The sequence below is a fragment of the Methylovirgula sp. 4M-Z18 genome, from assembly GCF_037890675.1.
Taxonomy (GTDB): Bacteria; Pseudomonadota; Alphaproteobacteria; order Rhizobiales; family Beijerinckiaceae; genus 4M-Z18.
Genome location: NZ_CP149574.1, coordinates 3,389,483 through 3,413,597 on the forward strand (window position 1 = coordinate 3,389,483; position 24,115 = coordinate 3,413,597).

General features: G+C 62.3%; 21 protein-coding genes and 1 pseudogene. 10 read left to right on the top strand and 12 right to left on the bottom strand.

Annotation, left to right across the window (positions count from 1 at the left end):
- Positions 1-6: 6 nt before the first annotated feature.
- From V9T28_RS15760 to V9T28_RS15785, 6 genes are all read right to left on the bottom strand, one after another.
- A complete protein-coding gene (locus V9T28_RS15760) occupies positions 7-225 on the bottom strand; it encodes a formate dehydrogenase subunit delta (protein ID WP_116400007.1) in 219 nt (72 codons plus the stop codon).
- A complete protein-coding gene (gene fdhD / locus V9T28_RS15765; RefSeq protein WP_245424027.1) occupies positions 222-1,067 on the bottom strand; it encodes a formate dehydrogenase accessory sulfurtransferase FdhD in 846 nt (281 codons plus the stop codon). Before fdhD ends, V9T28_RS15760 begins: the two co-directional genes overlap by 4 nt.
- Before the next feature lie 277 nt (positions 1,068-1,344).
- A complete protein-coding gene (gene fdhF / locus V9T28_RS15770) occupies positions 1,345-4,173 on the bottom strand; it encodes a formate dehydrogenase subunit alpha (RefSeq protein ID WP_116400009.1) in 2,829 nt (942 codons plus the stop codon).
- 45 nt (positions 4,174-4,218) lie between these two features.
- Entirely contained in the window at positions 4,219-5,748 is a 1,530-nt protein-coding gene (locus V9T28_RS15775; RefSeq protein WP_116400010.1) for a formate dehydrogenase beta subunit, read from the bottom strand.
- Positions 5,748-6,257 carry an NAD(P)H-dependent oxidoreductase subunit E gene (locus tag V9T28_RS15780; protein ID WP_245424028.1) on the bottom strand — a complete coding sequence of 170 codons (510 nt, stop codon included), beginning with the start codon at positions 6,255-6,257 and terminating at the stop codon, positions 5,748-5,750. The genes V9T28_RS15775 and V9T28_RS15780 overlap by 1 nt, the downstream gene beginning before the upstream one ends.
- A gap of 134 nt (positions 6,258-6,391) precedes the next feature.
- Positions 6,392-7,444, bottom strand: coding sequence for a YeiH family protein (locus V9T28_RS15785; protein ID WP_116400011.1), 1,053 nt, complete (start codon positions 7,442-7,444; stop codon positions 6,392-6,394).
- Positions 7,445-7,513: 69 nt separating this feature from the next.
- Between V9T28_RS15785 and V9T28_RS15790 the strand changes: the two genes are divergently transcribed.
- Complete coding sequence (locus V9T28_RS15790) at positions 7,514-8,413, top strand: LysR substrate-binding domain-containing protein (RefSeq protein ID WP_116400012.1); 900 nt, start codon at positions 7,514-7,516, stop codon at positions 8,411-8,413.
- Here the strand turns inward: V9T28_RS15790 and V9T28_RS15795 are convergent.
- Positions 8,402-9,322 carry a LysR family transcriptional regulator gene (locus V9T28_RS15795; RefSeq protein ID WP_116400013.1) on the bottom strand — a complete coding sequence of 307 codons (921 nt, stop codon included), beginning with the start codon at positions 9,320-9,322 and terminating at the stop codon, positions 8,402-8,404. The two genes, V9T28_RS15790 and V9T28_RS15795, sit on opposite strands and share 12 nt — an antisense overlap.
- A gap of 99 nt (positions 9,323-9,421) precedes the next feature.
- Between V9T28_RS15795 and V9T28_RS15800 the strand changes: the two genes are divergently transcribed.
- Positions 9,422-9,901 carry a YbaK/EbsC family protein gene (locus V9T28_RS15800; protein WP_116400014.1) on the top strand — a complete coding sequence of 160 codons (480 nt, stop codon included), beginning with the start codon at positions 9,422-9,424 and terminating at the stop codon, positions 9,899-9,901.
- On the opposite strand, the pseudogene V9T28_RS15805 reads toward V9T28_RS15800, so the two are convergent.
- Positions 9,898-10,657: pseudogene (locus tag V9T28_RS15805) on the bottom strand (IS5 family transposase). The gene V9T28_RS15800 and the pseudogene V9T28_RS15805 overlap by 4 nt on opposite strands.
- Before the next feature lie 465 nt (positions 10,658-11,122).
- Between V9T28_RS15805 and V9T28_RS15810 the strand changes: the two are divergent.
- On the top strand, positions 11,123-11,815 hold the full coding sequence (locus V9T28_RS15810; protein ID WP_158554748.1) for a class I SAM-dependent methyltransferase: 693 nt from the start codon (positions 11,123-11,125) through the stop codon (positions 11,813-11,815).
- Positions 11,816-12,116: 301 nt separating this feature from the next.
- Here V9T28_RS15810 and V9T28_RS15815 read toward each other — a convergent pair whose 3' ends face one another.
- A complete protein-coding gene (locus tag V9T28_RS15815) occupies positions 12,117-12,857 on the bottom strand; it encodes a sulfite exporter TauE/SafE family protein (protein ID WP_116400016.1) in 741 nt (246 codons plus the stop codon).
- 241 nt (positions 12,858-13,098) lie between these two features.
- Between V9T28_RS15815 and V9T28_RS15820 the strand changes: the two genes are divergently transcribed.
- On the top strand, positions 13,099-13,365 hold the full coding sequence (locus V9T28_RS15820; RefSeq protein ID WP_116400017.1) for a hypothetical protein: 267 nt from the start codon (positions 13,099-13,101) through the stop codon (positions 13,363-13,365).
- 106 nt (positions 13,366-13,471) lie between these two features.
- Here V9T28_RS15820 and V9T28_RS15825 read toward each other — a convergent pair whose 3' ends face one another.
- On the bottom strand, positions 13,472-14,242 hold the full coding sequence (locus tag V9T28_RS15825; protein WP_116400018.1) for a phosphoadenylyl-sulfate reductase: 771 nt from the start codon (positions 14,240-14,242) through the stop codon (positions 13,472-13,474).
- A gap of 145 nt (positions 14,243-14,387) precedes the next feature.
- Here V9T28_RS15825 and V9T28_RS15830 point away from each other — a divergent pair, with 145 nt between their 5' ends.
- The 4 genes from V9T28_RS15830 (at position 14,388) to V9T28_RS15845 (ending at position 20,068) form a co-directional block, all read left to right on the top strand.
- The gene (locus tag V9T28_RS15830; RefSeq protein ID WP_116400019.1) at positions 14,388-14,762 is read left to right on the top strand and encodes a hypothetical protein; all 375 of its coding nucleotides are present in this window, start codon (positions 14,388-14,390) and stop codon (positions 14,760-14,762) included.
- Between the two features lie 197 nt (positions 14,763-14,959).
- On the top strand, positions 14,960-16,468 hold the full coding sequence (locus V9T28_RS15835) for an HAL/PAL/TAL family ammonia-lyase (protein ID WP_116400020.1): 1,509 nt from the start codon (positions 14,960-14,962) through the stop codon (positions 16,466-16,468).
- A 23-nt stretch (positions 16,469-16,491) separates the two neighbouring features.
- Positions 16,492-17,673 (top strand): mandelate racemase/muconate lactonizing enzyme family protein, encoded by a 1,182-nt coding sequence (locus V9T28_RS15840; RefSeq protein WP_116400021.1) that lies wholly within the window; start codon positions 16,492-16,494, stop codon positions 17,671-17,673.
- Positions 17,674-17,836: 163 nt separating this feature from the next.
- Positions 17,837-20,068: a mechanosensitive ion channel family protein gene (locus tag V9T28_RS15845; RefSeq protein ID WP_158554749.1), complete on the top strand. Its 2,232-nt coding sequence runs from the start codon at positions 17,837-17,839 to the stop codon at positions 20,066-20,068.
- A gap of 40 nt (positions 20,069-20,108) precedes the next feature.
- Here the strand turns inward: V9T28_RS15845 and V9T28_RS15850 are convergent, their stop codons facing one another.
- The gene (locus tag V9T28_RS15850; protein WP_116400023.1) at positions 20,109-20,336 is read right to left on the bottom strand and encodes a hypothetical protein; all 228 of its coding nucleotides are present in this window, start codon (positions 20,334-20,336) and stop codon (positions 20,109-20,111) included.
- A gap of 308 nt (positions 20,337-20,644) precedes the next feature.
- On the opposite strand from V9T28_RS15850, the gene V9T28_RS15855 reads away from it, so the two are divergent.
- Positions 20,645-21,031 (top strand): HU family DNA-binding protein, encoded by a 387-nt coding sequence (locus tag V9T28_RS15855; protein ID WP_116400024.1) that lies wholly within the window; start codon positions 20,645-20,647, stop codon positions 21,029-21,031.
- Positions 21,032-21,303: 272 nt separating this feature from the next.
- Here V9T28_RS15855 and V9T28_RS15860 read toward each other — a convergent pair whose 3' ends face one another.
- Positions 21,304-22,647, bottom strand: a complete 1,344-nt coding sequence (locus V9T28_RS15860; protein WP_116400025.1) for a nucleotide sugar dehydrogenase — start codon at positions 22,645-22,647, stop codon at positions 21,304-21,306.
- Between the two features lie 307 nt (positions 22,648-22,954).
- On the opposite strand from V9T28_RS15860, the gene V9T28_RS15865 reads away from it, so the two are divergent.
- Positions 22,955-24,106, top strand: coding sequence for a glycosyltransferase family protein (locus V9T28_RS15865; RefSeq protein ID WP_445242172.1), 1,152 nt, complete (start codon positions 22,955-22,957; stop codon positions 24,104-24,106).
- Positions 24,107-24,115 lie beyond the last annotated feature (9 nt).

The window sequence follows — 24,115 nt, forward strand, 5'->3', positions numbered from 1 at the left end:
AACGCGCTATGCCGCCTTGCGCAGCTTCTGGAACGCCTCCAGCGCCAGCGGATCCAGCCCCTCGCCGCCCTTGGCAATATGCGCGTCCATATCGCGCAGCATCACCGGATTCCAGAATTTCTTGAGGTGCTCGGCGATGCCCACAACTGCGTCATCATGCGGCTGCGTCCGGAAAAACGCAGTGATCTGATTGGCCATGTAAACGAGTTTTTCGGCGCCCTTCATGCGGCAAGACCTCCGGTCAGAATATTGAGTTCGCCGGTAAAGGCGATGGCGCCGTCGTGACGGGCGACGGCGATCATAGTGAGCGCAAGATCGCGCGCCCGCTCGATGGCGAGCGAAGTCGGCGCAGAAATCGCCACCAACGTATGTGCTCCGACTGCAGCGGCCTTCTCGACCATTTCGAACGACGCGCGGCTGGAAATGACGACGAAGCCCGCCGCCGCACTGCGCTCTTTGCGCAGAAGCGCACCAACCAATTTGTCGAGCGCATTGTGCCGACCGACATCCTCGCGCACCAGCACGAGGTCGCCCGCCACATCGGCGAAAGCCGCGGCATGCACCGCATGGGTCAGCGCGTTCAAGGGCTGCATCGCCTCCAGTTGCTGCAAGGCACGAGAAATCGCGGCGGCGGAAACGGGCGCAGCCGGATCGAGAGCCACCCGCGCCGCCTGATCCCGCTTCAACTGCGCCAGATCTTCGATGCCACACAGGCCACACCCAGTGCGGCCCATCATGTTGCGGCTGCGGGCCAGGAGCCGCTGCATCTTGTCGGCCGCGATGCTCATGCGCGCCAGCACGGCCTTGTCTTTCGTCTCGATCTCGATGGCGCGAATGTCGTCGAGCCGATCGATGATGCCTTCGGTCAGGCTGAAGCCAACGCAAAAATCCTCGATATCCTGCGGGCTCGCCATCATCACGGCGAACGGCTGATTGCCGTAGAGAATGTTGACCGGCGTCTCGACTGGAATGGTGCGCGTGATCGGTTGCGAGGCGCCCGCGTAGGTGAAGGCGCGGGCGTTGGTTGGCATTGTGGGAGAGAGGGAAGCGGATTTATCGCTGGTCACATCTCGCCTCCCAATTCACAGCGCCTCTGTTCAGGGAAGTACGCGGGATGACTGAGCGCGTCTCCTTCTCCCAAAGGGAGAAGGTGGCATGCGAAGCATGACGGATGAGGGGACTCGGAACTATCATTGGCTGGATTCTTGTCGCGGCCACTCTCGCAAGGGTGTCCCCTCATCCGACCGACTTCGTCGGCCACCTTCTCCCTTTGGGAGAAGGAGACGCGCCGCGGCATTGATGCTATGCGCGAATCCCTTCTCGACAGAAAAGGCTTCACACGCCTCACTCCGCCGCCAAAATCCGCCGCCTCGTCACTTCCGTCTCGCGGTCCTCTTCCTGCCATCCTGACAGATGGTTGGTGCGCCGTACCTCCACCGCCGTCACCTTATATTCGGGGCAATTGGTGGCCCAGTCGGAATAATCGGTGGTGATCACATTCGCGCCCGTGCGCGCGTGATGGAAAGTCGTATAGACGACGCCCGGCTGCATCCGCTCCGAAATCTGCGCGCGCAGCGAAATGTCGCCCTGCCGGCTGATCAGAGCCACGAGGTCGCCATCGTTGATGCCGCGCTGTTCCGCATCGAACGGGTGAATTTCGAGCACATCTTCGTTGTGCCACACATTGTTGCTGGTGCGCCGCGTCTGCGCGCCGACATTGTACTGGCTTAAGATGCGGCCGGTGGTGAGCAGCAACGGGAAGCGCGGCCCGACCTTCTCGTCGGTCGCGACAAATTCGGTGATCATGAATTTGCCCTTGCCGCGCACGAAATGGTCGACATGCATGATCGGCGTGCCTTGCGGCGCGGCGTCGTTGCAGGGCCATTGCACCGAGCCCATTTCGTCGATCTTCGCGAAGGACACGCCCTTGAAGGTCGGCGTCAACGCGGCGATCTCATCCATGATCTCGCTTGGATGCGCATAATGCATGGGATAGCCCCATGCCTCGGCGAGCTTCAGCGTGACTTCCCAATCCGCGTAATCGGCGAGTGGCTCGATCACCTTGCGCACGCGGCTGATGCGGCGCTCGGCATTGGTGAAGGTGCCGTCCTTTTCGAGGAACGAGGAGCCCGGCAGGAAGACATGCGCATATTTCGCCGTCTCATTGAGGAACAGGTCCTGGACGACGACGCATTCCATCGCCGCAAGGCCGCCAGTGATGTGTTTCGTATTCGGATCGGATTGCGCAATATCCTCGCCCTGCACATAGAGGCCTAAGAACCGGCCAGCCATTGCCTCGTCGATCATGTTGGGAATGCGCAAGCCCGGCTCGGCCGAAAGCTTGACGCCCCAGAGCGCCTCGAACATGTCGCGCGTCGCGTCATCCGAGACGTGGCGGTAGCCGGAAAATTCGTGCGGGAAGGAGCCCATGTCGCACGAGCCCTGTACATTGTTTTGTCCGCGCAGCGGATTCACACCGACGCCGTCATGGCCGATATTGCCCGTCGCCATGGCGAGATTGGCGAGCCCCATCACCATGGTCGAGCCCTGGCTGTGCTCGGTGACGCCGAGGCCGTAGAAGATCGCCGCATTGCCGCCCGTCGCGTAAAGCCGCGCGGCGGCGCGCACGTCGGCGGCGGGAACACCCGTGTAGGTTTCCATGGCTTCGGGCGCATTGATGTCCTGCGCCACGAAACGCGCCCAGGATTCGAACGCCGCAAGGTCGCAACGCTCGCGCACATAATCTTCCTGCACCAAGCCTTCGGTGACGATGACATGGGCGAGCGCATTGACCAGCGCGACATTGGTACCCGGCTTCAGCGGCAGGTGGTAGGACGCCTCAACATGCGGCGACTTCACGAGGTCGATGCGCCGCGGATCGGCGACGATCAGTTTCGCGCCCTCGCGCAAACGCTTCTTCATCCGCGAGGCAAAGACCGGATGACCGTCGGTCGGATTGGCGCCGATCACCAGCATGACATCGGCCTTGTCGACCGATTTGAAATCCTGGGTTCCGGCCGAGGTGCCAAAAGTCTGCGAGAGGCCGTAGCCGGTCGGCGAGTGGCACACGCGGGCGCAGGTATCGACATTGTTGTTGCCGAAACCGGCGCGGATCAGCTTCTGCACCAGGAACGTTTCTTCGTTCGTGCAGCGCGACGAGGTGATGCCGCCGATGGCATCGCGGCCATATTTCGCCTGAATGCGCTTGAACTCGGAAGCAGCGTAATTGATTGCCTCGTCCCAGGACACTTCCCGCCAGGGATCGGTGATCTTGGCGCGGATCATCGGCTTGGTCATGCGGTCCTTATGGGTCGCATAGCCGAAGGCGAAGCGGCCCTTCACGCAGGAATGGCCCTCATTCGCCTTACCGGCTTTGTCCGGCACCATGCGCACGACCTTGTCGGCAATGGTTTCGGCGCGGAACGAACAGCCGACGCCGCAATAGGCGCAGGTCGTCACCGTGACCTTGGCGGGCGTGCCCATTTCGATCACGCTCTTCTCATTGAGCGTCGCGGTGGGGCAGGCTTGCACGCAGGCGCCGCAGGAGACGCATTCGCTGCTGAGGAAGTCGAGCCCGCCGGGCGAAACCTTCGAGCCGAAGCCGCGGCCCTCGATGGTGAGCGCGAACGTCCCCTGCACTTCCTCGCACGCGCGCACGCAGAGCGAGCAGACGATGCATTTCGACGAATCGAAGGTGAAATAGGGATTGCTCTCGTCTTTGGGGCCCTGCTTATGCTTGGCGTTGTCGTAGCCGTAACGCACGTCGCGCAGACCCACGGCGCCAGCCATATCCTGCAATTCGCAATCGCCATTGGCCGAGCAGGTGAGGCAATCGAGCGGATGGTCGGAGATGTAAAGCTCCATCACGCCCTTGCGCAATTTTTGAATGCGCTCGGACTGCGTGTGCACCACCATGCCATTTTCGGCCGGTGTCGTGCACGATGCCGGCGTGCCCTTGCGGCCATCGATTTCGACCAGACACATGCGGCACGAGCCGAACGGCTCGACCATATCGGTGGCGCAAAGCTTGGGAATCTTTGTTCCCATCTGCATGGCCGCCGCCATGACCGACGTACCTTCGGGCACCGCGACGGAGACGCCGTCGATGGTGAGCGTGACGGTCTTTTCGGAAACGCGGATCGGCGTGCCGGTGTCGAGTTCACGGATGAACATGGAAGCGCTCCCAAACTGGATCAGAATGAACTATCCGCATGATCGTCACTCCGCTGCCACGGCTTTTGGCTGTGGCCCAAAGTCTTCGCCAAAGTGCTCCAGCGCGCTCATGACCGGCAAGCCGGTCAAACCGCCAAGCGCGCAGAGCGAGCCGTCGGTCATCACCGTGCAGAGATCCTTGACGAGTTCGATGTTCTTGTCACGCTCGAAGCCGAGGCGGATCTTGTCGATCGTCTCGACACCGCGGGTCGAGCCGATGCGGCACGGCGTGCATTTGCCGCAGCTTTCCGCCGCACAGAAGGCAAAGGCAAAGCGGGCTTGCGCCGCCATATCGACCGTATCGTCGAAGACGACGATGCCGCCATGCCCGAGCATGCCGCCGACGGCGAGCATGGCCTCGTAATCAAGCTTTGTATCGAGCAAACGTGACGGAAAATAGGCGCCCAGCGGCCCGCCGACCTGCACTGCACGCACGGAGCGGCCCGAGATCGTGCCGCCGCCGATATCCTCGACGACTTCACGCAAGGTAAGGCCAAAGGCGGTTTCGAAAATGCCGCCATGCTTGAGGTTACCGGCGAGCTGCAGCGGCATCGTGCCGCGCGAACGGCCCATGCCGTAATCGGCATAAGCCTTGCCGCCGTGCTGCAAGATCCACGGGATCGCGGCAAAGGACAGAACGTTGTTGATGACCGACGGCTTGCCGAACAGGCCCTTGATCGCCGGAATCGGCGGCTTGGCCCGCACCACTCCCCGCTTGCCTTCTACGCTCTCCAGTAGCGATGTTTCCTCGCCGCAGATATAGGCGCCGGCGCCGACACGCACATCGAGATCGAAATCCGGCATGTGGCCTGCCGCCTTGGCGAGCCGGATCGCGTCGCGCATGCGCTCCACCGCGGACGGGTATTCAGAGCGAATGTAAATCACGCCCTTCGTCGCCCCGACCGCGCGGCCCGCGATCGTCATGCCTTCGATCAGCATGTAGGGATCGTCTTCCATCACCATGCGGTCGGCGAATGTGCCGCTGTCGCCTTCATCCGCGTTGCAGACGACGTATTTCTGCGGCGAGGGAAGGCCCGCGACCGTCCGCCATTTGATGCCGGTCGGGAAGCCCGCACCGCCACGCCCGCGCAGGCCCGAGGCGACCACTTCCTCGACGATCTCGGCGGGCTGCATGGCGAGCGCTTTGGCAAGGCCCTGGAACCCGTCATGCGCCTGGTAATCGCTGAGCGACAACGGCTCGATCACGCCGATCCGCGCGAAGGTCAGGCGCTGTTGGCGCTTCAGATAGGAAATCTCTTCCGTCAGGCCCAGGGCGAGCGGATGGCTCGTGCCGGCCAAAATCGCCTCAAGCAGCCCGGGCGCATCGGCGGGCTTCACCGGTCCGAAGGCGATGCGGCCGCGGTCGGTGGCAACCTCGACCAGCGGCTCCAGCCAGAACATTCCGCGCGAACCGTTGCGGACGATCTCGACCTCAGCGCCGCGCTTGCCGGCCTCCTCGGCCAAGGCTTTGGCGACCCGGTCGGCCCCGACCGAGCGGGCGGCGGAATCATCGGGGACATAGAGACGGAGCGTCATCAGCGACCCTCCTTCGCGAGGGCGAGAACCGAATCCGCGGCCTCTTCATCGAAACGGCCGATCAACTCGTCATCCAGCATGGCCGCCGGGGAAAGGGCGCAATTGCCGAGGCAATAGACCGTTTCGATCGAAAGACGGCCATCGGCGGAGGTCGTATCGGCCTTGTGCCCGCATGCGGCGAGATGCGCGACGACGCGTTCGGCGCCCATGGATTGGCACGACTCGGCGCGGCAGATTTTCAGCACATGCGCGCCCTGCGGCTTGTCCTTGAAATCATGATAAAAAGTCATCGCGCCGTGCACTTCGGCCTTCGACACATTCAGGCTGTCAGCAATGAGCGGAATCACCGCGCGGTCCACATAGCCAAAGGTTTCCTGCAACGCATGGAGCATCGGCAACATCGCTGTCGCCGTCTCACCGTCTGGCCCGTAAAAGGCTATTGCCTCGGCCCGTTCCGCCGCGATCACATTTCGCGCGGACTCGACATCGAAATCCCTTTTCCCCATCATCCGGGGCCCTCCCGCCATGCGGCAAGTCTATTACAATTCTAAAGTATTTTCCTCCGTGGTGGGGCGGGATGCAAATCAATTCTTCCGAAGGGTCAATAGGCTTTGCCTATCATCCGAGCCAGCGGCCCAGCGGCTCAAGCCACATGCAGGCCGTAGATCAACGCGAGGCTGATCGCGCCCAGCACCAGAAGCGACAGGATCACAGCGCTTGTCACACGCACGCCGGCGCGTGCCACCATCCGCACATCGACACCAAGTCCGAGCGCCGCCATGGACACGACGGTGAGGAGGGAGGCGAGGGTCGTGACGGGGGCCGCGAGCCCGGCGGGAATCGCGCCACAGGAGCGCAACGCCGCCATGGCGAGAAAGCCGACGATGAACCAGGGCACCAGGTGGTGAACGGAAACACGCTTCGCCGACGCCGAGCCGCCGCCAAGGCGATGGCCGAACAGCGACAGCATGAGCACGACCGGGCCGAGCATCAGCACGCGCACGAGCTTGATCAGCGTGCCGACCTGATTGCTGAGCGCGCCGACCGGCACGGTGGCCGCTAGCACCTGCGGCACAGCATAAACCGTCAGACCGGCCAACGTGCCATATTGGGTCGCGGACATGTGCAGCACCGGCACGAGCAGCGGCAATCCGAGCACCACAGCGACGCCCAGGACCGCGGTGAACGCGATCGATGACGCCACATCGCCGCTGTCGGCATCGATCACCGGCGCCACCACCGCAATGGCCGAATTGCCGCAAATGGAATTGCCGCATGCGACCAGAAGCGCCAGCTTGTGGTGCAGGCCAAGCAAGCGGCCGATCAGGTAGCTGGCGCCGATGGCGAGCACAACGACGAGCGCGATGCCGATGATCAGGGCCGGCCCCACTGCCAGCAAGGTGGAGAAACTGATCGAGGCCCCGAGCAGCACGACCGCGACTTCCAGCAGGATCTTGGCGCTGAAGGTGATTCCCGGCTGAAACCGCGCGTGCGGGGTCCACAGCGTGCGGATCGCGGTGCCGAGCAGGATTGCCAGCACCAGCGCCTCCAGCCAATCGTGACCGAAAACATAAGCTTCGACGCGTTGCAGCCCGATTGCCGCGAAGGTGACCGCGATGCACAGCAGGATGCCCGGCACATATTTCCGAATGGGGAAGCGGCCGGCGGCGGGAGGGGAGAGCGCGATATGTGCCATGAACTAGACATATCGGAGACAAAGGCATAACTCTAATACATCCTCCTCACTGATATATAACCAAAAGTTATGCCGCTCAATCTCCACCTGCTCCGTCTGTTCACCCATGTCGCCGAGAGCGGTAGCTTTTCGGCGGCGGCGGAGCGCCTGCACATCAGCCAGCCGGCGGTGTCGAAGGGTGTGCGGGAATTCGAGGCGCAGGTGGGCAGCCGGTTGCTGGAGCGCGGGCCTGGCGGCGTCGTGCCGACCGGCGCCGGCGAGATGCTGCTGCGCCATGCGGCCATGCTCTTTGCCACTGAGCGGGCGGCGGAGGAGGACCTTGCCGCGCTGCGCGGCCTCACCAAGGGGAGTCTCACGGTCGGCGCCAGCACAACGATCGCGACCTATTTCCTGCCGCCGCTGCTTGGCCGCTTTCACCGCGCCCATCCGCATATCGACCTCAGCATCCGCATCGCCAACACCTCGGCGATCGCCAATCTGCTGCTGGCGCGCGAACTCGACATCGCGCTCGTCGAAGGCCCGGTCGAGGACAGCGCCATCGAGGCGCGTCCCTGGCGCGTCGACGAATTGATCGTGATCGCGCCGCCCGGCCACCGGCTGACCTACGGCACCCATAAGGCCGCGGCGCTCGCGGATGAAGTCTTCATCGTCCGCGAGCCGGGCTCGGGCACGCGCGAAGTGGTCTGGGCCGCGCTGGCGGAGCATCACGTGACCCCACGCGCGACACTGGAAGCCGGCAACACCGAAACGATCAAACAAATTGTGATGGCGGGCCTTGGCATCGGCATCGTGTCGCGCGCGGCGGCCGCCGATCACCTGACTCTCGGCAGATTGGTGAAGATCGACATCGAGGGGTTTCAGGTCAGCCGCACGCTCACGCGCCTCTCCCTGCGCGGCCGTCAGCCGAGCGCGGCAGCGAAAGCATTTGAAATATTGCTCGATCCGCCCCGGAAACAATCAAAGCGTTAGCCGCTCCGGTGGGACGATGAGTTTGTGCACGTCGAGCGGCTGGCTCAAGGCGACGAGATTGCGCGCGATGGGCGAAACCGGCTGCCGGTTGGCGATGATCAACCCGACGCTCTTGCGCACGTCCGGATGCACGAGCCGCAGCGGCTTGGTCTTTTGCGGCAGGCCGAAGAATTCGAGCAGCGGCCGCGGCACGATGCTCGACCAATGGCCGGCGCTCGTGTGCGAGCACAGGTTGAAAATCGAATTGGTTTCCATGGCCGGCACCGGCTGCTTGCCGACGGAGCGAAAGATGCCGTCGATGATCCGCCGGTTCTGCATGTCGGGCGTCAGCAGGCACAAATGCGCCTCCGCCGCCTCCGCCCAGCCGATTTCCTCCAGCCGCGCATAGGGGCTGTCGACGGGGGTGAGGAAAACATAATCCTCGTCATAAATCGGCTTGGCCTGCACCTGCGACAGCGGCTCGTTGTCGAGATAGGTGAGGCCGGCATCGAGATCGAAACTCTCGACGCCGCGGTTGATCTCCTCGGAATTGAGCGACATCACGGTGACGATCACTTGCGGAAAGCGCGCGTAGAACGGCGCGGTGATATGGGCGACGACCGGCAGCGCCGTCGGGATCACGCCGAGGCGCAAGCGGCCGGACAGCCCCTGCCCCATCTCCTGCAAGGTCTGTTTCATCGCCGCGGCTTCGGCCAGAATGCGCTGCGCATGATCGAGCACGCATTGCCCTTCCGCAGTCAGGCCGATGAACTTGTGGCCGCGCTCGACGATCGGAATGCCGAGTTCGTCCTCGAGCTGCTTGATCGCCGCCGACAAGGTCGGCTGCGACACATGGCACGCCGCCGCCGCGCGGCCGAAATGCCGCTCGCGCGCCAAAGTGGTGAGATAGACGAGCTGTTTGAAAATCACGAATGGGAATCTCCGCCCCGACCTTACGCAGTTTTGCGGAAGAGGGAAATTTGCGCTTATCTAGCGCCGACCTAAGTTGCCCCTTTTCCGGAGAACCCGATGAAGCCCGCGAGCAGCGCCAGTGCGCTCAAAGTTCAAGCCGTGTTGGGAGGCGGTTTCAAAGTTCTCGAATTCGACGACAGCACGCGCACGGCGGCGGACGCGGCGCAAGCGGTTGGCTGCTCGGTGGGGCAAATCGCCAAATCGCTGATTTTCCGTGGCTTGCAATCGGACCGATCCGTCCTCGTCGTCGCCTCCGGAACTAATCGCGTCGACGAAAAGAAGATCGCGGCTCTGCTCGGCGAGAAGATCGTCCGGGCGGATGCGGATTTCGTGCGCGACAAAACCGGCTTCGCCATCGGCGGCGTGCCGCCGGTCGGCCATGCCACTCCGCCGGTGACGATCCTCGATCAGGATTTGCAGCAGTTCGAGATCATTTGGGCCGCAGCCGGCACGCCCAACGCGGTCTTCGCCCTGACGCCCGCGCAGTTAAAGGATCAGACCGGCGCGGCTTTCGCGGATGTCGCAAAGGCCATTTAGGGCGTGGGCTCATTAGCGCGTAGCCAAATGCGGATTGATGCGAGCTTGATGAAGGCCAGATAGTTGGCCGCGAGTTTGTCGTAACGGATCGCGACGCGCCGACATTGCTTAATCTTGTTGAAGAACCGTTCGATCAGGTTGCGCGCGCGATACAGATACGGGCTGAAGCAGATCGGATCTTTTCGATTTCGTTTCGGCGGAATGTTCGCCCATGCTCCTTGTTGGCGGGCAAGTTCCCTGATCCAGTCCGCGTCGTATCTGCGATCCGCGAGTAACATCGTTTGAGGAAGCAAGGCGCTGAGGAAAGGCGGACACAGCCGATTGTCTTGCGCCTCGCCAGCGTGAGAGCGAGATGCACCGGCAGGCCATTGGTGTCCACCACCGCTTGAATCTTGCTCGTCAGGCCCCTCGCGAGCGACCCATATCTTGGTGGCTGTTGTCCGCGATATAGGCGCCGCGCTGGTGCACGCGCACGACGGAGGTATCGATCATCTGCACCGTCGCGTCATGACCGGCGGCCAGCGCATCTATGATCTGGTCCCAGACGCCAGCCCGCCGCCAGCGCACGAAGCGATTGTAACAAGTGGTGCGGGGACCATAGGTCTCTGGCAGGTCGCGCCGCGGTGCACCTGATCGCAGAACCCAAAAGATGCCATTGAGCACGCGACGGTCATTTACACGCGGAACGCCGCGCGGCTTGTTCGGCAGCATCGGTTTGACGGCGGTCCATTCATAATCGGTGAGTTCGTAGCGCATGATTCGAGGCTCCGGTTTCGGAGCTTGAATCATGTCCACGGCGATACGATCAAGCGGGAATGGCGCGTCGTGGATCCGCTAATGCTTTGAGTTGACTTCCGCTTTCGGCAGCATCGCGGGCATGGCCGGACCTGCCGCTGGTTCGACCCGGTCGCGAATGACCCAGAGCAGACCTTCACGAATTAAACAGCACTTGATTTATTAATTAATATTTGATCCATTTAACCAAATGAATGCATTTAAATCTTCTTAGCGGAAAGCGTTGGCCCTTTCCATCCAAGGGAGCACGATCAAATGCTTCAATCCGCTCTCCGTTACTGTTTGAACCACCCGGTACGGGCCGCCTACACATTGGCGTCCGAGCCACTCGAGGTTTTGACAGCATTCCAGGAGAGATTGGTCGCAAGTCGCGAACGGCCCGTCCCCCCCGACCTGTACCAGGCCGACGACAACTGGGAATGCCGGATGCATGAACTGCTTGGCGTCCCGCAGCCGTGCTCCGCAACTCGAGAGTTCTGGGCGTTGTGGCCGGAAGTCATGAGAGAACTGAGAGATAAGGGCATTCGGGTCGGTCCACAAAGTTTCAAGGGATGGAATGACGGTGATGCTGGGCTCGTGCGGGCGATTTGGTGTCTCACCCGTCATCTCCGGCCCAGCAATGTTGTTGAGACCGGCGTCGCTCACGGCGTTTCGTCACGTTTCATCCTTGAGGCGCTTGAACGCAACGGGGTTGGTCATCTATGGAGCGTTGACCATCCACCGCTAGAGCATGTGTGGCGTGAACAAATTGGCATAGCGGTCGGCGGCCGATATTCAACTCGCTGGTCCTATATCAGAGGATCGAGCAAACGGCGGCTTCCCACCATATTTTCCCAACTTGGCCAGATCGATCTTTTTGTTCATGATAGCCTACACAGTGAACATAACGTTCGCTTTGAGATAGACCGCGCCTGGGCATCGCTGCGGCCGGGCGGAGCCATCGTCGTTGATGACATCGATGCCAACCGGGGCTTCAAATCATTCGTGGAGACTCATTCAGCGCACCAGTCGCTGATTTGCGAGGCTGAGCCGCTTCGCCCCGACTTGAGGCGCTTCAACAAAAAAGGGCTGTTTGGAATCATTCTGAAGGAGCCAACGGCACCACGCAGCGAAAATTAGCCGTTACCGTCGCCACCGCATGTTCGGGTCTCGCTGCGAAGTGATGACGAACCGCGCCGACGGGATCAAAGGCCGAGATGGTGAGTTCGTGATCAAATGTTAAGATCGCCAATGCGCTCGGCCTTGCCGCTCTCGCTGACATTGCTCACGCCGCAACGATAAGGTGATCGAATTGCGGTTCCTGAATGTCGCCTGTTGGCCCATCGCGTCATTTCGCCGCGCTGCGGAATTTGGTCGCTATCGGGGCATGGCGGACTCTGGCAAGCTGTCTCCCCGGCAGATTTGGGGTTCGCGGCCTAGATCAGACCGGCTTCAGAAATAGTCCAACCGTCAACGCTGCGCCGATGCAGACGATGGCGATGCGCAGGATTTTTTCGTTCACCCGATGCAAGGCCCAAGCACCGCCGAGGCCGCCGGCCATGGCGCCGGCACCGAGCACGACGGCTTGCAGCCAATGGACATTCGGCGAGGTCGCGAAAATCGCCACGGCAGCCGCGTTCATGACGCCGGCGAGCGCATTTTTCGTTGCGCCGGCCGTGCGGGTCTGGACGCCCGCCAAGGTCAGCGCCGCCATCATCAGAAAGCCGATGCCGCCGCCGAAATAACCGCCGTAGATCGCGATGCAGAATTGCGCGATGGCGGCGCCCACCGGACCGATATGGACCGCGCCGTCGGCGCTCGGCTTACGGAAGAAGCTGCCCCAGGCAAAAGTGCCGGTCGCGAACAGCACCAGCCACGGCACGAGCCGCGCAAACAGCGTGGCCGGCGTGCTGAGCAGCAGCAGGCCGCCCAAGGCGCCGCCCGCGATGCTGAGAACGAACAAAACCCAAAACGGCAATTTGCCGACGCCGGAAACCAGGCTGCGGCCGGCCAACCCGGTCGTCACCTGGCCGGGAAACAGCGCGACCGTCGAGGTGATATTGGCGGCGAGCGGCGTCATACCCGCCAAGATCAGCGCGGGCAACGTAATGAAGGAACCGCCGCCTGCCAGGGCGTTTTGCAGGCCGGCCCAAAAGCCGGCGATCAGGACGAGAACGAGCATGAAGGATCAGGAAATCCGGGAGGAAACAATATCTCATTCCAAACGCCATAATTGGCTGGCAATGGCAAGGGCCCTTGTTGTCACGGCTACCCTGCGCTGGACAGTGACGCTAGCGGTCGAAATCCAACACATGGTTCCCGTGCGCGATTGGCCGCCATTGAACCTAACGTGACCCCGTGAGATGGTGAGCTCGCCAACTCAGGTTGATTGAGGCCTGCGACAGCAAGATAGGGAGGCTTAAATGCCGACAATCATTGGCCACCATAACATCACAAAGGGCACGAAACATTGGCTCGACTCGCCGAAACGCAAGGAGTTGTTTGGTCCGCTTGGCGTGACCAACATTCGCACCTTCGTTGATCCAAAAGACCCGACACGGGTGGCCGTTCTCATGGACGTTCCTGACATGGACGCAATGATGAAGGCAATGCAGAGCAAGGCAGCCGCCGACGCGATGGCATTCGACGGCGTGGCGCCGGAGTCTCTGGTGATCCTGGTTGAATCGTAACGTCACCGCCGCACGCGGCAGCGTCTGCATGACGTTATTACGCGGCTAATGTGCGACTCCGGCCTTTTCGTGGCTGGGTATCAAGCGTCAGACTTTGACCACTAGATCAAATGCCCTCGCCGTCGACCAGGACCGGCGCATGAATGCCGCATTCGGTCTTGGCGCGGCCGCGCCAGCGGCCGGCTCTTTCGTCTTCGCCGGGACGGATCTTGCTGGTGCAGGGAATGCAGCCAATGCTCGGGTACCCTTGCGCCACGAGCGGATGGCGCGGCAGATCGTGCTGGGCGAGATAGGCTTTGATGTCGGCGCCGGTCCAGCGCACGAGCGGATTGATCTTCACCCGTCCGCTGTCGGCCTCGAACATCGGCAAGGCCGCCCGCGTCGCTGCCTGGAAGGCCTTGCGGCCGGAAATCCAAGCATCGAACCCGCGCAAGGCCTTGGCCAAAGGCAGCACCTTGCGGATGTGGCAGCAGCCATCGGGATCGCTGGCCCACAGGAAATTTTCCTCATCCTTCTGCGCGAGATCGGCCGGATCGGGCTGAATGCTGCGCACGTCGGTGAGACCAAGACGCGCGATCACCGCATCGCGATAGGCCAGCGTCTCGGGGAAAAGATGGCCGGTATCGAGGAAAATCACCGGCGTCTCGGGGGCGACCTGCGCGGCCAGATGAAGCAGCGCGACCGAATCCGCGCCAAAGCTCGACACGATGGCGACACGACCCGGAAAGATCTCGCGGATCGCCAAGCGCAAAGCCTCTTCCGCGCCCACGTCGCCGAAACGCTCCTGCAGCAGGCGCGCGTCGACGCCCTCGCCGGGAATGGCCAGGTCAACGGGGCGGATCTCTCGGCCCAAAACGGAGGAGGCATCTTGGATCATAGCCGGATTATATAGGAGATAATTTTATTATCCATAGCGAACTGTCTATTATTTTAATACACATTTCATATACGTGTTTATCGGCCTTTAAGGTTTCGCTAAATCGCGGCGCTTAAAGCTGACATTCCCGCCCCCGGACCGTCCCATGCCGCCACGCGCCCCTTTGCCTCGCCTCGTACTGCTTGCCGCACTCCTCGCTTGCCCTCCCCTCGCCGCGCATGCCGACGACACGGAGCCTAAGAACATTGCGTTCTTTTGTGTGGCGATCTCCTTCCAGACCCATACGGCCTATATCACCGAGCTTCTCAACGATTATCCCGGCAAGGACGATATGGAACAAAAGCTCGGCAAATTCCTCGACCAGGAATCCCTTCCCTATCAGAACGTGCAATGCCCCTTGCCGCAGGAAGGTTCGGCGGCTGTCATGGCTTGGACCGAAGCGGAAAATTTCAATCGCAAGCTCGGCAACAAAATCGTGCGGATCAGTAGCGGGCCGCAAGGGTTTCAGGTCAAGCCATAGTCGTCGAGCTTTCTGCAACCGGCTGCGGCGCAAGATCGTCGCGATGCGCAAGCGCGCATCACAACGATCATCACAAAATTAGGCGCGACAAATCGCATTGCCCGCTTGCACCGTGTGCTCGGACTGTCGTATTTTTTGTATATACATAACAAGCGAGAATGTCGGCTCGTGACGTTCTCCTGATTATCGGGAACGACATGCACAAACCTTCGCCGCACCAGACACTTCTTCTCGGCGAAGAGCCAATTTCCATTGAAACGCTGCGCCAAGTCGCACGCGACCGCCGCCGCATCACCCTCTCGCATCGTCTCGAGCGGCGCCTGCAGCAAGCACGTGCGGTGGTCGATCGCCATGTGGAGCAGAACAAGCCGGTTTACGGCCTGACTACCGGCCTCGGCGCGACCGCCGATACGCGTCTCAGCCAAGAGGACATGATCGCCTATCAATATCGCGCCATTCCGGCCCGTGCAGTCGGCGTCGGCCCGCGCCTGCCCACCGATGCGGTCCGCGCCATGATGTTCGCGCGTCTTGCCGGCCTCGCGGCGGGCGGATCGGGTGGATCCTATACGCTCGCGGAGGCTTTGGCCGGCGCGCTGAATGCCGGTTTCCACCCCATCGTCCCGTCGATCGGCTCGATCGGTGCGGGCGATCTTGCGCCACTCGCCCATATGGGCCTGGCCATGATCGGTCAGGGCGAGGCGGAATGGGGCGGCCAGATCCTGCCGGCGGTGGAGGCGCTGCAGCGCGCCGGCCTGCAGCCGGTCGATCTGCGGCACAAGGACGGTCACGTCCTGATCGTCGCCAACAGCCTGTCGGTCGGCCGCGGCGCGCTGGCGGCCCATGACATCGACGACATGCTCAATATTTTCAATCTCGCCTGGGCGATGAGTATGGAAGCGTTCCGCGGCAATGTCAGCCCGATCGACGCACGCGCCTGCGCCGCTCGCCCGGCGCCGGGACAGGAAAATGAAGCCGCGCGCCTGCGCGCGCTGCTGCACGGCTCGGCCTTATTTACCGTCGGCGAGGCACGGCGCCTGCAAGACCCGCTCAGCTTTCGCTGCGCGGCACCGGTGCATGGCGCGGCGCGCTCCGCCCTCGACCTCGTGCGCGAGGCGATCGAGATCGAGCTGACCCATTCCGCCGACAATCCCATCGTCCTCACCGAGGCGGAGGCCATTCTCTCGAACGGCAATTTCGACATGACCGCCCTCTCGCTGCGGTTCGAAATGCTGGGCCAGGCACTCGCCCATGTCGGCACTCTGTCGGCGCGCCGCGCGAACAAGCTCATGGCGGCGAATTTCTCCGGCCTGCCACGTTTTCTCTCGCCGCTCGGTGCGTCCTGGCAGGGATTTCAGACCGTGCAGAAAACCATCTCGGCCTTGGAAAGCGATGTGCGCCAGCGCGCGCAGCCCGTGCCGCTCACTCTGCTGCCAGTCTCCGACAGCGTCGAGGACCATGCCGCCAACACGCCGGCGAGCGTCGCCAAAACGCACGAGATGGTCGAGCGTCTTGCCTACCTTGCCGCCATCGAGATGATCGTCGCGGCCCAGGCGATCGATATGCGTAAGCTCGACAAACTCGGCGAAGGCGCCGAACGCGGCTATCGGACCATTCGCCGCCATGTCGCGTTTCTGGAAGAGGATCGCGCGCTCGGGCCGGCTTTCGACGCGGTCGCGCAAGCGATTTTCGACGGCGCATTCGCTTAAGCAAACGTCAAACGGGGAGTTGCATGAAAATCACCGCCATCCGCGCCACGCCGATCAATCTCCCCATCGAAGCCCCCTATTGGTGGTCGTTCGGCTGGCTGTTCGGCTCCTCGCGCTGCGTCGTCGAGGTCGAAACGGATGAGGGCCTCACCGGCCTTGGCGAGGCGGCAAGCTGGACCGCTTGTGCCATCGTCGACAAATTGAGCCCGCGCCTCATCGGCCGCGATCCACTCGACATCAACGGCGCGGAACTCGTCTGCCTGCCGAGCTGGCGCGGCGTCTCCTCCACCATCGACTTCGCCACGATCCGCGCCTTTGCCGCCATTGAGACCGCGCTGTGGGACATCAAGGGCAAGGCGTTCAACCAGCCGCTGTATCAGCTCTTCGGCGGCGCGGTGCGCAAGGAGATCGGCTTCACCGATTATTTCGGCTTCCGCCTGAAGCACAACGGCAAGGGCGGCGAGCTGACGCCGGAGGCGGTGGTCGATTATTGCTTGTCGCTAAAGGAGAACCACGGCACGACCTGGTTCGAAGGCAAGTTCTGCACCCGCGACATCAATCCGAGCGTCGAGATGTTCCGCCAATTGCGCGACGCGCTCGGACCGGATGCGATGCTGCGCATGGATTCCAACATGGCCTATTCGGTCACCGAGGCCAAACGCATCGCCGCGCGCATCGAGGACCTCGACATCCGCAATTGGGAAGAGCCGTGCGCGACCTTCGAAGAGATGGCGGAGTTGCGGCGCTTCACGGCCATCCCGTTCTCGGGCCATAATGTCGATATTCGCCGCGCCGTCGAGCTCGGCGTGCCGGATGCCCTGTGCACCGACGTCAATGCCCATGGCGGCATCGGCCGCACCTTGCGCTTCATCGGCGCCTGCGAGGCGATGGGCAAGGACTTCTGGTGCTACAGCGCCAATTGCGGCATCGGCAGCGCCATCTATCTGCATCTCGCCGCGGCGCATCAATGGATGCGCGAGCCGAGCCAGAGCCTGTTCCGCATGCAGCCGTTCGACGTCGTGGAGGACGGCCCCTTCCTGCCGAAGAACAACCACGTGCGCGTGCCGGAAGGCCCGGGCCTCGGCGTCACCCTGTCGAAGGACCGGCTCGCCTATTGCCACAAGCTCTTTACCGACAACGGCCCGCTCGACCAGCATTACGATCCGGAAGAGCCGGGCGTATACAAGCGCTTGCCGTTGCGCTGAGGACGGGCGAACGGCCGGCTGCCGCCGCGACGGCGAGTTTGCCCCCGCAAACCGTGGGGCGGGTCCGCTTGTTTTCACGCTCGCGCCGCCTACATCAACGGAGCGCTCCCATTCGCTCCGGCCGTCGCGATGACTTTTCCGCAGGCCCATGGTAGATTCTCTCATGGTTTTGCACCGGTTGCCCCTTCGCTCTTTCCTCTGCGGCCTGACCCTTGCCGCCTGCCTCCTTTTGCCCGAGACGGATCCGGCCCGGGCCGCCGACAAGAATGACGTGACGCTCATCCTGCGCGGCGATGAATCGCCCGACACGATGCAAAAGGTGATGAGCGCGGCGGAGAAGGCGGGCAAGCCCGTGACCGTCAAGCTCAGCTCGCCGGACGAGAAAAAGTCCGACGGCGCATCCGTCGCCGATGCACCGCCACCGGCCAGCACCCTCGATCTGGTGGTCAACAACGTGGTCGACGGATTCGATGCGGGCAACCGCGCGATCCCCGCCGTCGTCGAATTTCCGGAGGACTGGCGCCGGGCCTGGGCCGAGGTGCGCAACGGCCAGCAAGGGCCATCCGCATTTTTGCGTCTGTTTGGCGTTTTTGCATTCGGCCTTCTCGCCGCTTTGCTGGCGCACGCAATGACCCGTCACTGGGTGGCGATCCACCGGGTGCCGGTCGACTCGAGCCCGTCCCGTCGCTTTCTGGCGAGCGCCGCAGTTTTGCTCCGCGATACATTCTTGCTCGTCGCGCTTCTCACCGCCACGCGCGCCGGCATCCGGTATTTCCTGCCCGAGGACGACCTTGTGCACGAAATTGCCCACCGCGCCAGCATCGCGGTTGGCGGCATCGGAGCCTATATGATCGTGGGCCGGTTTCTGCTCGCGCCCAATGAAAAGCCGCGCCGTCTCTTGCCGCTGCCGCGCGACGAATTTCATTACAAGCTGCTGCTCGGCTATGGCACGCTCGGCCCCGTCTTCCTCGGCATTATCGCTGTCCTCGATTCGATCACCACCAACCGCGATGCCGTGTCCGGCGTATTCACCATCGGGAGCGCGCTGATCACGCTCTATAAGCTCGTCTGGTTCTGGCTCGGGCGACATGATTTCCAGCAATTGGTGCTGAGCGGCGTGCGCGTCGCGGGTGAGCGGCCGGGCCTCGTTCACCGCATCCTCGCCTTCCTGACACCCTACTTGCTCATGGCGAGTGCGATCTGCATCTGGATCATCGGACGCGCCGGCGCCATCATGGCGGACGGCGATGCCTGGGGCCATGCGGCGGGCCTCACGCAGTGGATGGTGATCTCCTTACCGATCTGCGCGTATGGCGCCGGGGCCGTGACGTGCTGCTTCCTGCACCACAGGCTCAAGGACAATGACAACTCGTCGCCGCTGCTGATCGCCACGGCCGACACATTGCGCAGCCTGTCGACCGGCATCGTCTGGATTCTCGGCATCATCCTTCTGATCTGGGTGTGGGGCAATCTGCTGATCGATATCAACGCGTCGATGCAGAATGGCTCGATCCGCCAGGCCATTGCGGTCGTCACCGTAGCGTTCTGCGGCTGGATGGCGTGGCGCTTCCTGAAAAACCTCTTCGCCGCCATCACGCCTCCGCCGATGGCGACCGTGCCGGTGCCCACAGCCGAGGACGACGCGCCGCATGAGGAATATGTGCCCTCGCGGCTCGCCACCATTCTGCCGGCGCTGCGCGGCGTGGTGCTCGCCTGCGTCGTCGGCCCGACATTTTTGATCTGCCTGTCGAAATTGGGTGTCGATATCAGCCCGCTGATCGCCGGCTTCGGCATTATGGGCCTCGCGGTTTCGTTCGGCTCGCAGGCGCTGGTCCGCGACATCGTGTCCGGCTTCTTTTTCATCATGGAAGATGCGTTCCGGGTCGGCGAATATGTGGACACCGGCAAATTGAAGGGTACGGTCGAAAAAATCTCGCTGCGCTCGATGCAATTGCGCCACCAATCCGGCCTCGTGCACGTGATCCCCTTCGGCCAGCTCACCTCCGTCACCAATGCGAGCCGCGACTGGGCGACGGTGAAATTCAATCTGCGCCTCGACCATTCGGCCGATATCGAGAAGGCGCGCAAGACGATCAAGCGGATCGGCACCGCCATGCTGGACGATCCGGAATTCGGCAAGGACATTATCGCGCCCCTCAAAATGCAAGGGGTGAACGAAATTTCCGAAAACGCCATCGTCGTGCGGCTGAAATTCACGGCGAAGCCCGAATATGCCTCAGCGGTCCAGCGGCTCGCGCTGCGGCGCGTGCACGACGGTTTGATCGAGGCGGGCGTGCCGTTTGCCTCGAACCAGGTGACGGTGCGCGGCAGCGACAATGCGAGCGCCGCGGCCGCCTATGCCGGCCAAGCGGCGTTAAGGCCTGCGGCAGAATGACAAAGGCCGGGCGCGAAGCCCGGCCGTTTTTTGAAGCTGCTCACCAGGTGCAGATCCGGCGCGGACCCCAATAGGTGAAGCGGATCCAGCAATGCCGGACATGATAATAGCCGACAAAACCCGGGCCCCAGCCATAATGCCAGTGGTGATAGCCCCAACCGGGGCCGTGCCACCAGGCGGCGGCCGGGGTCGTCGAGGCGGTGACGCCAGCGGTCAAGCTTGCCGCAGCGACCGCGGCGAGAACCAATTTGCGGATGGACGAAGTCATGACGATGCTCCTGTGCTGATCGCCAGAGGGCGATAGGGCAAACTCGCATAGGCTTCGACGCGACGATGTGCGGGGTCGCACGTTGTTCAAAACGGCTCTGCTGCAACTGCAAACGCATCCTGTGCAGCGCAACATAATCGCCGCGCCGCGCGTACACAAAAGCGATCTGAGGCGAAAAGTGCTGCGGACGATACACGTTTTCCCATAAAAATAAGCATTTTTGGGACTTTTCGCTTGTCATGATTCACGCTAGAGCTTGATTCATTGTATTATCTGCGTGCTCTTGATTCGTAAAAGGAACCTTTTTCATGTGCGCTAAGAAAGTTGCTGCCCCAGCAAAGAAACCTGCCAAAGCGGCGACGAAGGCCGCTCCTGCCGCTAAGGCCGCGGCCACCAAGACCGCGAAAGCCGCATCGCCCACGACGGTGACGCTGAAGCACATCGCGGCAAAGATCGCCGAGAACCACGAAATGCCGAAGAAGCATGCGGAAGGCATTCTCGCCGAGACGGTCGAGATCGTGGTGAAGTCGCTGAAGAAGGGCGAACGCATCCGCATCTCGGGCCTTGGCATCCTGCAGGTCAAGAAGCGCGCCGCCCGCATGGGCCGGAACCCGGCAACCGGCGAAGCCGTCAAGATCAAGGCCAGCAAGAAGGTCGCGTTCCGCGCAGCGAAAGAGCTCAAGGAAGCCGTTTAAGCCGCTCCGATAGGATTTTGAAAGCCGCCTTGATCTTTCCTCAAGGCGGCTTTTTTGTTTCTGGCGACAATGGTCGCAAGCTTTGAGCCACAATGATCGTGCGCGCCCTTCTCCCATCGGGAGAAGGTGGCCGACGAAGTCGGTCGGATGAGGGGACGCAGAATCATCATTGGCCGAAATCTTGCGGTGGCTACTCTCGCGAGAAAGCCCCCTCATCCGTCTTGCTTCGCAAGCCACCTTCTCCCTCTGGGAGAAGGACGCGCACAGTCGGCCTACGCGGCCACGATTTTCTCGCTTCTCACACCGGCCTTGCGCGTCGCGTTGCGCGTATCGACCACCAGTTTCGCCGCATCCACGAGCGCCGGCCAATCGATCCGGTCGTGGTCGGTCACGATCATCACCGCATCATAGGCCGCGACGTTCTGCGCGCTGAGCGCCACCGAGCGCAGGCCCGCGAGCTTGCCATGTTCTCGCGTCATCGGGATTTCCGGCACATGCGGGTCGTGAAAATCGACCCTGGCACCGCGCTCCTGCAGCATCTCGATGATGGTCAGCGCCGGGCTCTCGCGAATGTCGGAAATGTTTTTCTTATAGGCCGCACCGACGATCAGGATCGCAGCGCGCGACAGCGCGAGGCCCATGCGGCGGTCGAGCGCTTCGGCGAGGCGGTCGATGACCCAGCGCGGCATGTCGGAATTGATCTCGCCGGCAAGTTCGATGAAGCGCGTGTTGAGCCCATGCGCCCGCGCCTTCCACGACAGGTAGAACGGATCGATCGGGATGCAATGGCCGCCGAGCCCCGGGCCCGGATAGAACGGCATGAAGCCGAAGGGCTTGGTCTTCGCCGCATCGATCACTTCGAACACGTCAATGCCCATGTGGTGATAGATCACCTTCAGCTCGTTGACCAAGGCGATGTTGACGGCGCGGAAAATGTTCTCGGTGATTTTAACCGCCTCGGCGGTTGCGGTCGACGACACCGGCACCACATGGTCGACGAAAGCCGCGTAAAGCATCTGCGCAAGCGCGAGCGCTTCCGGTCCGTCGCCGCCGACGATCTTCGGGATCGACCGGGTCGAGAAGGAGGCATTGCCCGGGTCCTCGCGTTCCGGCGAAAAGGCAAGATAGAAATCGCGCCCCGATTGCAGGCCGCCTTGCTCCAGAATTGGCCGGCACACGTCGCTCGTCGTGCCGGGATAGGTGGTCGATTCGAGCACGATGAGCTGGCCGGGCCGGAGCGTGCCGGCAATCGCCTCGATCGTCTGCACCACATAATGCAAGTCGGGCTCGCGATGGCGCCCGAGCGGCGTCGGCACGCAGATGATGATCGCGTCCGCCTCGCCGAGCCTGGCGAAATCGCCGCTGGCCTCGAACAGGCCGGCGGCGCGCGCGGCCGCGATTTTGGCGGCTGGAATATGCTCGAGCGGTGTCCGGCCGCCGTTCAGCTCGGCCACGCGATCGGGGTTGATGTCGAAGCCGATGACCCGGAACCCTTGAGTCACGGCCGCGAGCATGAGCGGCAGGCCGACATAGCCCAATCCGATCACGGCTATCTTTGCCTGGCGTGTCTCGATTTTGGAAAAAAGCACGCTATTTTGTGCGGAGACCTGCGACACGACCCGTTCCTTTTCTAACCCGCTCAAAGATAGGACCTATCTATAAGTCGCGGCGCGCGCTGGCAAATTTCCAAAGCAGCGGGAGGTTGTGATACCACGACCTTGCCCATGGCAAGTGTCATAAATCCGGTTTATTGTAGCGGACAGAGTTTAATCGATGAATGGCATGATGCGCTGGGTCAACGAGCAGCCCGACTTTTCTTTTCCGGCTGCAGATGGGTCTTTGGTGGACGATACGGCGCACTCGCAGGAGCGTGGCGCGAGCGTCGGCACGCGGGTCAACCGACTCGATGATATCCGCATCCTGATGTACAGCCACGACACGTTCGGCCTCGGGCATTTGCGCCGGTGCCGTACCATCGCCCATGCCCTGGTCGAGCGGTTCAAGGGCATTCATGTTCTGATTATATCGGGTTCGCAGATCGCCGGCGCCTTCGACTTTCGCGCCCGGGTCGATTTCGTCAAAGTCCCCAGCGTCATCAAGCTGTACAATGGCGAATATGCGTCCATCGTCGACCACATCGACATTCAGGAGACGCTGACCTTACGCAAATCGATGATCCTGAACGCGGCGAAAAGCTATCGGCCGCAAATCCTGATCGTCGACAAGGAGCCGATGGGCGTGCATGGCGAGCTCGAGCCGACCCTGAGCTATCTGAAGCAGCAGGGCACGACCCTGGTGCTCGGCCTGCGCGAGGTGATGGACGCGCCGCATCTTCTGCGCCAGGAATGGGCGAAGCGCGACATGCTCGCCAAAATCGACCATTTCTTCGACGACATCTGGATCTACGGTCCGGAAAACTTCTGGAATCCGCTGACCGGCCTCGACCTGCCGGCCTCATGGCAAAAGCGCATGTATTGGACGGGGTATTTGCGGCGCAACCTGCCGACCGCGCCCCGCACCTCGCTCGGCGCGGGCATACCGCCAGATGCGCTGCTGCTCACGGTCGGCGGGGGCGGCGACGGCGCCCAGATGATGCGCCAGGTCCTGAGCGCCTATGAGCACGACCGCAGCTTGCAGCAGCCCGCTATCCTGGCGCTCGGGCCGTTCATGAACAATGATGAGCGCGAAGAGATCAAGCACCGCGCCTCGGCGCTGCCGCATGTGTATTTCATCGATTTCGACAACAATTTCGAAACGGTGATCGAGGATTCCGCTGCCGTCGTCAGCATGGGCGGCTACAATACGTTCTGCGAAATCATCTCGCTCGACAAGCGTGCGCTGCTCGTCCCGCGCGTCACGCCGCGCGAGGAGCAGCTCATCCGCTCGCGCCGGGCGGCGGAGCTTGGCCTCGTCGACATGATCCATCCCGACGACGCAGACAATGCCGGCCTCATGGCCGCAGCCCTGCATCGCCTCGCCACGCGCCCCCTGCCCTCCACCTGCGGCGCCGACGCCATGCTGAACGGCCTGGAGCGCATTTGCGACTGGCTGCAAATGCGCGTGCAGCAGTTTTAAAAATTTTCG

What these genes read in the sequence shown, in the direction of transcription:
- V9T28_RS15855 (WP_116400024.1), top strand. Translation starts at nt 20,645, where the DNA reads ATGTGCGCTAAGAAAGTTGCTGCCCCAGCAAAGAAACCTGCCAAAGCG.
- V9T28_RS15775 (WP_116400010.1), bottom strand. Translation starts at nt 5,748, where the DNA reads ATGACGCTCCGTCTCTATGTCCCCGATGATTCCGCCGCCCGCTCGGTC.
- V9T28_RS15785 (WP_116400011.1), bottom strand. Translation starts at nt 7,444, where the DNA reads ATGGCACATATCGCGCTCTCCCCTCCCGCCGCCGGCCGCTTCCCCATT.
- V9T28_RS15810 (WP_158554748.1), top strand. Translation starts at nt 11,123, where the DNA reads ATGCATGAACTGCTTGGCGTCCCGCAGCCGTGCTCCGCAACTCGAGAG.
- V9T28_RS15800 (WP_116400014.1), top strand. Translation starts at nt 9,422, where the DNA reads ATGAAGCCCGCGAGCAGCGCCAGTGCGCTCAAAGTTCAAGCCGTGTTG.
- V9T28_RS15790 (WP_116400012.1), top strand. Translation starts at nt 7,514, where the DNA reads ATGCCGCTCAATCTCCACCTGCTCCGTCTGTTCACCCATGTCGCCGAG.
- V9T28_RS15825 (WP_116400018.1), bottom strand. Translation starts at nt 14,242, where the DNA reads ATGATCCAAGATGCCTCCTCCGTTTTGGGCCGAGAGATCCGCCCCGTT.
- V9T28_RS15815 (WP_116400016.1), bottom strand. Translation starts at nt 12,857, where the DNA reads ATGCTCGTTCTCGTCCTGATCGCCGGCTTTTGGGCCGGCCTGCAAAAC.
- V9T28_RS15830 (WP_116400019.1), top strand. Translation starts at nt 14,388, where the DNA reads ATGCCGCCACGCGCCCCTTTGCCTCGCCTCGTACTGCTTGCCGCACTC.
- V9T28_RS15820 (WP_116400017.1), top strand. Translation starts at nt 13,099, where the DNA reads ATGCCGACAATCATTGGCCACCATAACATCACAAAGGGCACGAAACAT.
- V9T28_RS15850 (WP_116400023.1), bottom strand. Translation starts at nt 20,336, where the DNA reads ATGACTTCGTCCATCCGCAAATTGGTTCTCGCCGCGGTCGCTGCGGCA.
- V9T28_RS15760 (WP_116400007.1), bottom strand. Translation starts at nt 225, where the DNA reads ATGAAGGGCGCCGAAAAACTCGTTTACATGGCCAATCAGATCACTGCG.
- V9T28_RS15840 (WP_116400021.1), top strand. Translation starts at nt 16,492, where the DNA reads ATGAAAATCACCGCCATCCGCGCCACGCCGATCAATCTCCCCATCGAA.
- fdhF (WP_116400009.1), bottom strand. Translation starts at nt 4,173, where the DNA reads ATGTTCATCCGTGAACTCGACACCGGCACGCCGATCCGCGTTTCCGAA.
- V9T28_RS15865 (WP_445242172.1), top strand. Translation starts at nt 22,955, where the DNA reads ATGTACAGCCACGACACGTTCGGCCTCGGGCATTTGCGCCGGTGCCGT.
- V9T28_RS15845 (WP_158554749.1), top strand. Translation starts at nt 17,837, where the DNA reads ATGGTTTTGCACCGGTTGCCCCTTCGCTCTTTCCTCTGCGGCCTGACC.
- V9T28_RS15835 (WP_116400020.1), top strand. Translation starts at nt 14,960, where the DNA reads ATGCACAAACCTTCGCCGCACCAGACACTTCTTCTCGGCGAAGAGCCA.
- V9T28_RS15780 (WP_245424028.1), bottom strand. Translation starts at nt 6,257, where the DNA reads ATGATGGGGAAAAGGGATTTCGATGTCGAGTCCGCGCGAAATGTGATC.